The organism is Sulfitobacter sp. G5_S2_6_S6 (assembly GCF_054968505.1).
This window is the reverse complement of the sequence record NZ_JBQKUI010000011.1, coordinates 57,182-68,988: the sequence shown is the minus strand read 5'-3', so window position 1 is coordinate 68,988 and position 11,807 is coordinate 57,182. Positions and strand designations below refer to the sequence as shown.

Here is an 11,807-nt window from a genome sequence, read left to right as displayed (position 1 = left end):
CCTTATTTCGTCAGTGTCAGCGCAAGCGGTGCGCCTTGTACCGCGCGATCCGGCGCGCTGGTGAGGATCAAAAGGCCCAGTGTCAGGGCGTAGGGTGCCGCACCAAAAAGGTAGTAGCCTTCGGTGATGCCCACCGATTGCAAGGCCGGGCCAAGTGCGCCCGCCCCGCCAAAGAGCAATGCCGCCCAAAAGCAGTTGATCGGGTTCCAACGGGCAAAGATCACCAGCGCAATGGCCATCAGGCCTTGGCCCGAAGAAATGCCTTCCGTCCAGCTACCGGGATAATAAAGCGACAGATAGGCACCGCCGACGCCCGCCATTGCCCCACCGGCGCCGGTTGCCAGCAGCCGGATGCGATCGGGGTTTAATCCCATGGCACGTGCCGCGTCGGTACTGTCCCCGACAACGCGCAAGCGCAGCCCCATGCGGGTGGTACGCAGCATCCATGCAATGGCAAGCGCCAGCAGCCCGCCGACGATGAACAACACATTCACCTCGAGTGCCGCCCGAAGCTGCGGGATATCCGACCACCAGCCCAAGCTGATCGCAGGCAGATCAGGTGCCTGCGGCTGGATGTAGGGTTTGCCAAAAAAGAAGGCGAGGCCCATGCCAAGCAGCATCATGGCGATGCCCACAGCAATGTCGTTCACCCCTTTGAACTTGCAGATCCACCCGTGCAGTAACCCAAAGCAGGCCCCCGCCGCAGCCGCCGCCAAAACGCCGACAAACGCACTGTTAGTCTCGTAAGCAACGGCGTAGCCGCTCATCGCGCCGAACACCAATGTCCCTTCCAGCCCAAGGTTGAACCGACCGGAACGTTCGGTCAGCAGCTCCCCCAGCGAAACAAATATGAACGGTGTCGAGACGCGGATGGCCCCGCCCAGTATTGCGATGAGAACGCCCCAAAGGCCGACATCTACCTGTTCCATCAGCGTTTCTCCCAATATGCAGCGGTAAAGATCGGCACCCGCCCGTACAGCGCCTCGCTCAGCAGGATCACCAGGAACACGATGCCTTCAAAGACAAGGATCGTCGCATCGGGCAGCTCCATACGCCGCTGGATCAGCCCGCTAGAGGCTTCGAACCCGCCGAACAGAACCGCAACCGGCAGGATCGCCAACGGGTTATGCCGCGCGAGAAAGGCGATCAGGATGCCGGTATAGCCATAGCCCGCGATCAGCGACGCATTGGCGGAACCGTGCACCGCCGCCACTTCGAAATAACCCGCCAGCCCTGCAAAGGCACCGCCAAGTGCGGTAAAACCGATCACCAGACGCCCGACGGGTAACCCTTGCACCTGCGCGGCACGCACATTGTCACCCGCAATACGCGCTGCAAACCCCAGCGTCGTGCGTTCAATCAAGACCCATGCAAAGAGGCAGGCAAGCACGCCCGCAAGAATGCCCCAATGCGACGGCAGAAACGGCATATCCCCGACGCGCAAACTCTCTGTCAGTGGCACGGTGGAGGGTTTGTTGAGCGACGCCGGATCGCGGAACGGCCCCTCGACAAAGTGGTTCAACAGCGCAATCGCGACATAGGCCATCAGCAGGGAAGCGATTGTTTCGTTCACGCCCCGTTTGATCCGCAGCGCGCCCACGGCACCGATCCAGACACCGCCGACGATCATCGCGGCAATCGCCATTGTGACCATGCCAAAAGCGGCGGGCATCCCGGCAACGGCGGTGCCTGCAACGGCGGCGGCAAGCCCGCCCAGGACGATCGCACCTTCGCCGCCAATAACAACAAGCCCCAGTCGTGCGGGAAGTGCGACGCACAATGCCGCCAGCACCAGAGGTGCCACGCGCGACAACGTGTTCTGCCACGAGAAAGCAGACGAGAATCCCGCCTTCCAGACCAGCTGGTAAAACGCGACCGGGGATTTCCCGACCATCAGCAAAAAGACACTAAATAACGCGAAACCGACCAGCAAAGCACAGATCGGGATTACCACAGCCTCGGCCCGCGGCGCGATCCCGATAAAGGACCGCGCCGCAGTGGCCGCGGGCTTTTCAGCTTGAGCAACCAAAGTCATCTTAGCTTGTGGACCCGATCACGCCTTCGACAAGGTAGTCCATGCTCTCGATCGCGACATCGGTTTCGACAAAGGATTCCCCTTCGGCGGCGATCACATTGCCTTTGTTGTCCTTCAGCGGCCCTTTGATCGCGGCAAAGCCGCCTGCCTCGATCTCTGCTTTCGTGGCTTCAAACTGTGCACGCGCCGCATCGCTGACCGCGGGGCCGAGGGGGCTCATCTTGATGAAGCCGTCCGCCAGCCCGCCGCGCACGAAGTTCGGGATCGGTTCCCCTGCCAAGGTCTTGGCCACCATGTCGGTATAAACATTGGCCCAGTTCCATTCCGCCCCTGTCAGGTATTTGTCCCCTGCAATCGGTGTCTGGTCGGCGTGGTAACCGCAAACAAAAATGTCGCGCGAGACTGCGGTTTCACAGATCACCTTCGGCCCATCGACGTGGCAGGTGACTACATCACACCCTTGGTCTGCTAAGGCATTGGTCGCTTCGGCTTCTTTTACGGCAAGCGACCATTCACCGGTAAAGATCACCTGACAGACGATCGTGGGATCAACCGAACGCGCACCCAATAGGAAGGAGTTGATATTGTTGAGCACCTGAGGGATCGGCTTGGCCGCGACAAACCCGATCTTTTTGGTCTTGGTCGCATGACCTGCGGCAACGCCGTTCAGATACTGCCCCATGCCGATATAGCCAAAGTAGGAACCGGCGTTCGACGGGTCATTTTTGGACCACAGGCCGCCGCAATGTTGAAAGCGCACGTCAGGATGTTTCGGCGCTGTCTCAAGCACATGGGGTTTGTAATAACCGAAGGACGTGGGGAAGATCAGCTTGGCCCCGTCAAAATTGATCATCGATTCCATGGAATTCTGCACGTCCTGGCTTTCCGGGACGTTCTCTTCTTCCAGCACGACCACGCCAGACATCGCCTTGACCGCCGCTGCCCCTTCGGCATGCGCCTGGTTATAGCCGAAATCATCTTTCGGACCGACGTAGATGAACCCCACAGTCAAAGGATCAGCCGCCATCGCGGGACGGGCCAGACCACCGATTGCGGCAGTGCCCAGCAAAGCGGCGGAAGTACCAAGGAAACCACGGCGGTTCAGGAACGGTGCATGTGTCATTCAAATCTCCAATGATGATGCGCCGCCCTGGGAGGAGAGAGCGCATATGATGTGATTCAATGACTACAAAATCTTAGCGGTGATTACGTCTGCTCATTATTCCACAAAGCGGTGCAAAAAATGCATCGCTCGGTGTGTGGTCGCCCCAGAGTCGCCTGCTAGACGTCGGAAAACTGTTCCAATGCGGTGGAAAGTGCCAAGCCGAAACGGGCGGACGCCACGGGCAAGGTCCGACCGCGTAACTGACACAGTACCAGACTACCCGCCGCGACGTCACGTAACGATAGCGGGCGCGAAGTCAGTTCGGCGCAATGCTCCATATCCAGACCGATGGGGATCTGGAATGCGATGGCATCCTCATGCAGCACATAGTGGCGCATGAACTCGAAACTGTCGGATGTGGCAATGGGGCGTAGCGGGCGCGACCCCCGCGCCGCAGCATCATCCAGCATGGCCCGGACCCCATACCGGCGGGACGGGATGACATGCGGCTGGTCCAGACAATCACGCAACCGCACGTCGGGCTTTGACGCCAAAGGGTGATCATGGCGCATAATCGCATGGATGACCTGAGGGATACGCATCAGCACATCGAGGTCTACCATATGGACAGGCTCGAATACCAAGGCCAGATCGCTTCTGAACTCGGCCAGATCGCGCTCTGCGTCTTCGCGATCACGCACTTGCACAGAAAAAGAAACCCCGGGATGGTCACGCCGGTAAGCTGCGGTGTGCGCAGGCATAAAATACGGGATCAGCGCCTGAGAGCAGGCCACCGTCACATGGCCCCGTCGTTCGCCGGACAGATCAGCCACTTGGCTTCTCACCCGCCGCAAGTCGGACTCCTGCATCAGGAAATGCTGCATCAGCAACTCACCGGCTGGGTTCAAGCGCACACCACGCGGCAGGCGTTCAAAAATTTCGACGCCAAACTCTTCTTCGAACCGCTGGATCCGACGGTTCAGGGCAGAGGCCGTGATGTTCATATCGTCCGCCGCTTTCCGGATTGAGCCCGCGCGCGACACTGCCTCGATGAAGCGGAAAGTTTGCAGATGTTTCATAGAAAAGACCTTCCAACCCATGATGGTGCATTTTTTGCACCGCTTTTGTGAATTCTTAGCATTTGAATTCCGCAGCGCAACAGAGGACGACTGAGACACGTCAGCGGTACGGCCCGCAACGATGACCCCAGTGCAACTACAAAAGAGCCTCCTATGACCGATATTGCGATGACCATCCCAGACCTTCACGCGGCCTATGCGCGCGGTGTGTCGCCTGAACAAATCATCGCCCAAGTCTATACCCGACTGCGTGAAGTGGACGACCCATGCATCTTTCTATCCATGGCAAGCGAGGCTGACGCCCAAGCGGCGGCGGCGGCTCTTGGCCCATACGACCCTGCCAAACCGCTGTGGGGGGTCCCTTTTGCGGTGAAAGACAACATCGATGTCGCGGGGTACGAGACAACCGCCGCATGCCCTGCCTATGCCTATACCCCCACGCAAGACGCCTTCGTCGTCGCCAAACTGCGCGAGGCGGGGGCAATTTTCATCGGGAAAACCAACCTTGACCAATTTGCGACAGGGCTTGTGGGCGTCCGCACCCCTTATGGCGCGCCGCGCAATTCTATCGATCCTGAAATTGTGCCCGGTGGGTCCTCAGGCGGCTCGGGCGTGGCGGTAGGCCATGGTATTGTCGCCTTCTCGCTTGGCACCGATACCGCAGGGTCCGGGCGGGTGCCAGCAGCGCTGAACAATATTATAGGCCTGAAACCAACCCTCGGTGCCTTATCTGCAACTGGTGTCGTGCCCGCGTGCCGGTCGGTCGAGACGGTCTCGATCTTCGCACTTACCGTCGCCGACGCCTATACGGCTTTCACTGTCGCCTGCGCCTATGATGCCGCCGATGCCTATGCACGACACATCTCGGCCCCTCCCCTCGCTGCGCCAAAATCCGCCCCTGTGATCGGCATTCCGAGCCGTGACAGCATCCGCTTTTCGGGTGACGCCGTCCAAGAGGCTTCGTTCAACGCAGCGGTGGACCTGCTACGCGGCCAAGGGGCCGAGATACGCGAGATTGATTTCACGCCGCTCTATGATGTGGCTGATATGCTTTATGAAGGGGCGTGGGTCGCGGAGCGTTATACGGTCATTGAAGATCTTTTGCATACAGACCCAGAGGCGATCCTGCCTGTCACGCGCCAGGTCATTTGCAAGGCCGAAGCGCTTTCTGCCGCAGATGCGTTTCGCGGCATGTACCGTCTGAAAGAGCTGTCGCGCATTGCTGAAACCGCGTTGGAGGGCTTGGATATGCTCTGCGTGCCAACCATCCCGACCTTCCACACTGTCGCCGAGCTAGAAGCTGACCCCATCGGACCGAACTCGAACTTCGGCACCTATACGAACTTCGTCAACCTGCTGGATATGTGCGGTATCGCCGTGCCCGTGCCGGCGCGCAGTGATGGCCGTCCGGGCAGCGTCACATTGCTGGCAGCCGCGGGCAAAGATGCAGATATCGCCGCCTCAGGTCTTGCACTGGAGGCCGCAGAGAAGCGGAACCTGGGCGCAACGGGTTGGCCATTCAACGGCACGCCCACGCTTGAAGCTGCGGCGACCGACGGTCTGATCCTCGCGGTGTGCGGTGCCCATATGGACGGGCTGCCGTTGAACCATCAATTGACCCAGCGGGGCGCGACCTATCACGGCGCAGCGACGACGACCGACAGCTATCGTTTCTACGCGCTCGCCGGCGACCCTCCTGCAAGGCCGGGCTTGGTGAAAGGCACCCCCGGATCAGGTGCTTCCATTGCGGTAGAACTGTGGTCCCTTCCCTTTGAAAAGGTCGGCGGCTTTCTGGAAGCCATTCCCGCCCCTCTTGGTATCGGCACTGTCGATCTGTCCGACGGGCGGCAGGTAAAAGGGTTCATTTGTGAGGCCGAAGCCGTCGGAGATGGTACAGACATCACTCAGCTTGGGGACTGGCGAAATTATCTGGCGCAGCTGTGAGGTACGTAGCGCCCCATCTCTAAGGTGGCTTCGTATCTTCGGTTTCCCCGCTGTTCGGAATCGAAGAGGGTTCATCTCTGGTAGTCGCAGTTGCTCCCCATAACCTAACAACTTGGCAGAAGGCTTGAACTTTCCTTGCATATAAACACGCCACCAGCTCTCATACTTCTGGCTCAATGCAGCTAAGTGTCATCGAGCGATTTAAAGTTGCCCCTATGCGGTTGCGCTGACGCACCGATTAAACGCGCTCGATAACGCAGCCAGTTTTTCGGCCTGCCACAAAAGATAAGCGTCGCGCAGTGTCGTTGACAGCCAGCACGCCCCGCGTCGCCTTTCGTTTTCCCAGCCGATACCGCCGACCTGCTGTGCCTTTATCAGTATGCGCGAAATATGAGCGTCGGATACGTGGTAGCGTGCGGCCAAACCCGCTGTCGACACGGTGCCGAGCCAGAACCGGCCATCCCCATCCGGCTCGTTGGATTGGGTGGACAGCACCATTTCATGCAAGATGCTGCTGCCGGAGACGCTATTGGTAAAGCAGTTGACCATTGCCGGCGGATTGTACCACGCAGGATTCAAACAAATTTTTCGGGCGAAAGCGGGTTGAAGCTTATGTAAAAGCGTCGGGTTCCGGTTAAAGAGTGCACTACGCCCGCCCCCATCAACCATATCGAGCGCGCGAAGGTGGATGTCGATGTAGACAAACATAAGCTTTTCGCTTTTTGCGGAGACTTCAGTCGCATGCTGACGCAAAGTCCCGGTTTTTGGCGGTTCTGTCAGCTTAATTCGCAAAAGTTCTCGCAAGAAGGACTGCACAGTATTGCGACTGGCGATTCCTGTGCCAGCCAGTTCGGTCAGAAGCTTTTTCGGCGTTAAGGGCGGCGCGGCCGGGTCAATCTTGCGTTCGAAATGCAAGGCAATCGCCATATGGATCAAGATCCAATGCCGTATATCGGCGAGGTAATGCACAACCTCTGGAGCAACGGCGTGGACCTTCAACAGATCGCTTGCCTCTCCCTTCAGCGCCTCCCAGAACATCGGGCGCGCAATAAGCTGTGCTGCGTCATAAGAAGGTGCGGTATCGGCAGTCTGGATCATGATCTATCTAGTTTCGCTTTTCAGAGGGGCGCACAACAGCATCGACCGCGCCGCTCTCAACTCATATCTGGGCTAAAAATTTTTGCCCATTGTGGACAAACGAACAACTTATAAACATCTCGTCTGAAAACATTTTCTTCAGAAGGTGCTCCCATGCATATCCGAAAAGCGTTCCGCCCACTGCTTTGCGCAGGGTTATGCGCGGTGCTGCCGTACACCCAGGCACAAGCTAAGGAACCCGCGCTACACCTGACCGCCGCATCAACGTATTACGACAATAGATCAACAGCGCTTGATCTCGTCCAGTCTTACTACAACGCAATCGGCACGGGGCAGCTAGCACGCGCTTTCAGTTACACCCTTAAAGGCACTCCCGAAAAAGATGCGAACCAGCTTGCCGCTGATTACAATGCGTTTCGCAACAAATTTCAGGATATCCGCAGCATTAAGCTGCGCTTCGAACTGGGATTCACCAGCGCTGGTGTCGGTACAGAGGTCTCGGCGGTGCCCGTCGTTGTAGAGATGGAAACCAATGAGGGTTCGACCATCGTCAGATCGAGTTGTCACTACGTCGTCCGGCTTGCCCCCGACACCCAAGACTATGCCCCTTTCGACCCGATCAGAATTGACGCCAGTTTCGACGAGCCCGTGGAAGGGGATTTTGACGCGACTGCCCTGCCCGATTGCCGGTTCTGATCCACTGGCCCCAACCCTGAATGCTCCACTTGGAATAGGAACCACCCTTTGAATACGCTTCTGATTATTATTACCGTAGTTGCGATTGCTGGTGTCTTGCTCATTTCTTTGTACAACGCGCTTGTGCGCGCCCGTCAGCGCGTTCGAGAGGGGTGGTCCGGTATCGATGTCCAGTTGAAACGACGCGCAGATCTGATCCCCAACCTGATCGAAACCGTAAAAGGATACGCCGCGCACGAACGCGCCACCTTTGACGAGATCGTTGCAGCCCGTAATTCGGCGGCCACCCTGAACCCTTCTGATGTGCAAAAACGTGCACGCGCCGAAAACGTGGTGGGGCAGGCCATCGGAAAGCTGTTTGCCTTGGCCGAAGCCTATCCGGACTTAAAGGCAAGCAATAACTTCCGCGATCTGGCAGCTAACCTTGATACTGTCGAGAGTGAGATCCAAATGGCCCGACGCTACTACAATGGCGCGGCGCGAGATCTGAATATCAAGGTCGAAAGCTTCCCCTCCAATCTGGTCGCCAAAAGCTTCGGCTTCGAACAAAGTGCTTTCTTCGAGATCGAAGAGCCCGCGGATCGCAGACTCCCAACGGTTGGATTTTAACGCTGTGACCAAGCACATCGCGCGCGTCCTTGCCGCTGTATTACTTTCTATCTGGGCCTACGGGGCGCACGCTGGCGATGTGATCCGATCTTTCAACGCCGATATCCTCGTGCGGGAGGATGGTGTCCTTGATGTGACCGAGACGATCAAAGTGAATGCCGATGGAACAGATATCCAGCACGGGATTTATCGCGACTTCCCGCAATATGTCACTACGCCGGAAGGTACGCGATACAAGGTAAGCTTCGAGATCCTTTCGGTCACACGCAACGGGGAGGATGAACCATGGGAGGCAACTGACACCGATCTGGGCACCAAGATTCGCATCGGTGATCAGTTTCAGCTCGTTTCGACCGGCAACCACACCTACCAGATCCGCTATTTGACCGACCGACAGATTATCTTCGGAGACGTGAGCGACAGATTGCGCTGGAACGTCACTGGCGACGAGTGGAGTTTCCCGATCCTGAGTGCATCTGCGCACGTCATCCTGTCGAGCGGCGCACAGCCTTTTGAACCGATAGCCTTTACCGGTTCCCGCGGCAGCAAGTTGGCCGATGCAGTCGCGACAGTATCCGGGCGCGGTGCCACGTTTGAAACCACCCACGCTCTTGATCCATTCGAAGGGCTGACGATCATGGTACAGCTCCCCAAGGGCGCTGTTGCACCTCCAACCACCGCGCAACTGTCAGACTGGTGGTGGCGGGACAATCTGGGATGGGTCGTCTTGATCTACGGCTTTGCGGCCGTTTTTGCTTATATGGTGTTTATGTGGCTTTGGTTCGGGCGCGATCCCAAGGCAGGGACAATCGTCCCACGGTGGGATCTACCAATGGGGATTTCGCCAGCATTGATGAGCTATATCTTTGATGGAACCTTGCGGGATGAAGGGAAAACGGCGCTTACTGCCACGGTTCTGGATCTCGCTGTGAAGGGCTACGTTGTTCTGGACGGCCTTGATCATCTGGTCACCATCAGGCGGACTGACTTGCCCATATCAGACGGGCTGCCTGCCGGTCATATCGCTATTCTGGACATGCTTCATGCGCATGAAGGTGAGATGTCCCTGGCCTCACTACACGAAGATGATATCGAAGCAGTTTTGCTTAACTTCAAAGTTGGCGTCGAGGCTGAAAACGACGGGCGCTTTTACCGTCAAAACAAAATTCTGTTCCATCTGGGCATCATCATATCGGGTGCCGCTGCCTTTGCCTGGCTGGTGGTTATCGATCTTAATGAGTCGGCCATGAAGCTCGTATTCTTCTCCAGTCTCGCGCCCCTATTCCTTAATGCAGGCATCTGGAAGCTGCTGAAATCGCGCAGGAATCCGTACTCTTGGATGAAGCGGCTCCTGAATTTTTTGGGATTGGCCATCCTTGCGGGCATGTGGGTCTTCGGGGCGCTATTGTTTTGCGCCATGCTCTACGAAGACACAGGAATGAATATCGCCTTTCAGGCTTTGTTGGTCGTCTGGGGTGGCGTGACGTTCAACCAGATCTTCCTTGTGCTGATCGGATCAACCACACGTGCAGGGGCAAAGATAAGGGATCACATCACGGGGCTGCGCCTCTATCTCACGGTAGGAGAGATGGACCGCATGAACATCCGCGACGCACCGGAATTATCGCCAGCGCATTTCGAAACCCTACTGCCAAGCGCGATCGCTCTCGGTATCGAAAAACCTTGGCGCGAGGCGTTCAGAGCTCATTTAATATCAGGCCAGTCACTCACAGGACCCAGTTATGCACCAAGCTGGTTTGTGGGCGATGATGACGACGCAATCAGCGGACTTTCACGTTTCGCAGAAGCTGTTGCTGCATCGCTCCATAGCGGTGCAGACGATAGCAACAGCTCTGCCGGATCGGGCGGCGGCGGCGGCGGTGGTGGAGGTTGGTAGTCCCTGCGAAACCCCGTTAGGGTCAGGGCCTTGCAGGATCGACGCCCTGCGCGGACGGGCAGAGTTGCAATACCATAGTCACAATCGTAGCAGTCAAGTTTCAGAGATGTTATTCCAACCGGCACCGGGTTTTGCGTATTGAGCGATCTTGAACTTGCCAAGCTGGGATGCGTGCACTTCGTCGGGACCATCTGCAAGGCGGATAAAACGCTGTGTGGCGAGGATTTCTGCCAAGGGCACGTCATCGCTCACCCCCATGCCGCCGAAGATCTGAATCGCGCGATCCGCCACGGTTTGTGCCATTTGCGGGGCCACGACTTTGATCGCGCCGATCAAATCCTTGGCGTTCCTGGCCCCGTGACGGTCAATCGCATCCGCCGCTTTCAACGTGAGCAGGCGCGCCTGTTCGATGTCGCAATAGCTCTTTGCGATTTCCATCCGAATGCTGGAACGATCCGACAGCATCCGGCCAAAGGTCTTGCGCTCTGTCACGCGCTGACACATCAGCTCCAAGGCACGCTGCGCCGATCCGATGGAGGGCATGCAGTGATGAATGCGGCCAGGCCCAAGGCGGCCCTGTGCGATTTCAAAGCCCCGCCCCTCGCCAAGAATGATGTTCTCTTTGGGGATGCGCACATCCTTCAGATGCACTTCGCAATGCCCGCCGGGTGAATGGACATCGCCGAATACTGTCTGGGCGCAGATCACCTTAACACCCGGCGCGTCACGCGGAATGATAACGGTTGATTGCTGCGTATGGCGCGGGTTTTCCGGATTGGTCTGGCCCATCAGCAGCAGGACCTTGCAGCGCGGGTCCATGACGCCTGAAATCCACCATTTCTTGCCGTTGATGACATAATCGTTGCCGTCACTGCGGATTTCAGTGCGGACATTCGTCGCATCAGAGCAGGCATGATCGGGTTCGGTCATCAAATATGCCGACCGAATTTCTCCCGCGAGCAACGGCAGCAGCCATTCCTCTTTCTGGGCGGCGGTGCCGAACTTGGCAAAGACTTCCATATTGCCGGTGTCAGGTGCGGAGCAGTTGAAGACTTCGGCAGACCACATGTTGCGGCCCATGATCTCTGCCAGGGGCGCATACTCTAGGTTTGTCAGGCCGGGGCTGTATTCGCCATATTCCTCGGGCAGGAACAGGTTCCAAAGGCCAGCCGCCTTAGCCTTTTCCTTAAGAGGTTCCAAGCCGGGCCAAGGCTTCCAGCGGTTGGCCGGATCGGCGTTCCATGCGTGGACCTCGCGATCCACAGGAAGGATGTTGGCATCGACAAAGGCTTGCAGCTTGTCGATCAGGTTTTGTGTTTTTTCGGTGTAATCAAAGAACATGAT

10 protein-coding genes are annotated in these 11,807 nt (G+C 57.6%); 4 read left to right on the top strand and 6 right to left on the bottom strand.

Annotated features, from left to right (window positions below):
* Positions 1-2: 2 nt before the first annotated feature.
* The 4 genes from ACTRWK_RS15440 to ACTRWK_RS15425 form a co-directional block, all read right to left on the bottom strand.
* Positions 3-929, bottom strand: coding sequence for an ABC transporter permease (locus tag ACTRWK_RS15440; RefSeq protein ID WP_289081842.1), 927 nt, complete (start codon positions 927-929; stop codon positions 3-5).
* Positions 929-2,035 carry an ABC transporter permease gene (locus tag ACTRWK_RS15435; RefSeq protein ID WP_289081843.1) on the bottom strand — a complete coding sequence of 369 codons (1,107 nt, stop codon included), beginning with the start codon at positions 2,033-2,035 and terminating at the stop codon, positions 929-931. The genes ACTRWK_RS15440 and ACTRWK_RS15435 overlap by 1 nt, the downstream gene beginning before the upstream one ends.
* Before the next feature lies 1 nt (position 2,036).
* On the bottom strand, positions 2,037-3,158 hold the full coding sequence (locus ACTRWK_RS15430) for a BMP family ABC transporter substrate-binding protein (protein ID WP_037942167.1): 1,122 nt from the start codon (positions 3,156-3,158) through the stop codon (positions 2,037-2,039).
* 158 nt (positions 3,159-3,316) lie between these two features.
* Entirely contained in the window at positions 3,317-4,219 is a 903-nt protein-coding gene (locus ACTRWK_RS15425) for a LysR family transcriptional regulator (RefSeq protein WP_037942258.1), read from the bottom strand.
* 153 nt (positions 4,220-4,372) lie between these two features.
* On the opposite strand from ACTRWK_RS15425, the gene atzF reads away from it, so the two are divergent.
* Positions 4,373-6,163, top strand: a complete 1,791-nt coding sequence (atzF, locus tag ACTRWK_RS15420) for an allophanate hydrolase (protein ID WP_462844042.1) — start codon at positions 4,373-4,375, stop codon at positions 6,161-6,163.
* Between the two features lie 213 nt (positions 6,164-6,376).
* Here atzF and ACTRWK_RS15415 read toward each other — a convergent pair whose 3' ends face one another.
* A complete protein-coding gene (locus ACTRWK_RS15415) occupies positions 6,377-7,261 on the bottom strand; it encodes a hypothetical protein (RefSeq protein WP_051843857.1) in 885 nt (294 codons plus the stop codon).
* A 153-nt stretch (positions 7,262-7,414) separates the two neighbouring features.
* Between ACTRWK_RS15415 and ACTRWK_RS15410 the strand changes: the two genes are divergently transcribed.
* From ACTRWK_RS15410 to ACTRWK_RS15400, 3 genes are read left to right on the top strand one after another with little or no spacing between them, the layout of a single operon-like run.
* A complete protein-coding gene (locus tag ACTRWK_RS15410) occupies positions 7,415-7,957 on the top strand; it encodes a hypothetical protein (protein ID WP_037942169.1) in 543 nt (180 codons plus the stop codon).
* Positions 7,958-8,005: 48 nt separating this feature from the next.
* Positions 8,006-8,566, top strand: a complete 561-nt coding sequence (locus tag ACTRWK_RS15405) for a LemA family protein (protein WP_168593017.1) — start codon at positions 8,006-8,008, stop codon at positions 8,564-8,566.
* A 4-nt stretch (positions 8,567-8,570) separates the two neighbouring features.
* Entirely contained in the window at positions 8,571-10,463 is a 1,893-nt protein-coding gene (locus ACTRWK_RS15400; protein WP_289081846.1) for a DUF2207 domain-containing protein, read from the top strand.
* A 93-nt stretch (positions 10,464-10,556) separates the two neighbouring features.
* Here ACTRWK_RS15400 and ACTRWK_RS15395 read toward each other — a convergent pair whose 3' ends face one another.
* On the bottom strand, positions 10,557-11,804 hold the full coding sequence (locus tag ACTRWK_RS15395; protein WP_289081847.1) for an acyl-CoA dehydrogenase family protein: 1,248 nt from the start codon (positions 11,802-11,804) through the stop codon (positions 10,557-10,559).
* Between the last annotated feature and the right edge of the window lie 3 nt (positions 11,805-11,807).

Excerpts from the sequence above, each read along its gene's own strand:
- atzF (WP_462844042.1), top strand. The coding sequence starts at position 4,373 with ATGACCGATATTGCGATGACCATCCCAGACCTTCACGCGGCCTATGCG.
- ACTRWK_RS15410 (WP_037942169.1), top strand. The coding sequence starts at position 7,415 with ATGCATATCCGAAAAGCGTTCCGCCCACTGCTTTGCGCAGGGTTATGC.
- ACTRWK_RS15430 (WP_037942167.1), bottom strand. The coding sequence starts at position 3,158 with ATGACACATGCACCGTTCCTGAACCGCCGTGGTTTCCTTGGTACTTCC.
- ACTRWK_RS15435 (WP_289081843.1), bottom strand. The coding sequence starts at position 2,035 with ATGACTTTGGTTGCTCAAGCTGAAAAGCCCGCGGCCACTGCGGCGCGG.
- ACTRWK_RS15395 (WP_289081847.1), bottom strand. The coding sequence starts at position 11,804 with ATGTTCTTTGATTACACCGAAAAAACACAAAACCTGATCGACAAGCTG.
- ACTRWK_RS15425 (WP_037942258.1), bottom strand. The coding sequence starts at position 4,219 with ATGAAACATCTGCAAACTTTCCGCTTCATCGAGGCAGTGTCGCGCGCG.
- ACTRWK_RS15415 (WP_051843857.1), bottom strand. The coding sequence starts at position 7,261 with ATGATCCAGACTGCCGATACCGCACCTTCTTATGACGCAGCACAGCTT.
- ACTRWK_RS15440 (WP_289081842.1), bottom strand. The coding sequence starts at position 929 with ATGGAACAGGTAGATGTCGGCCTTTGGGGCGTTCTCATCGCAATACTG.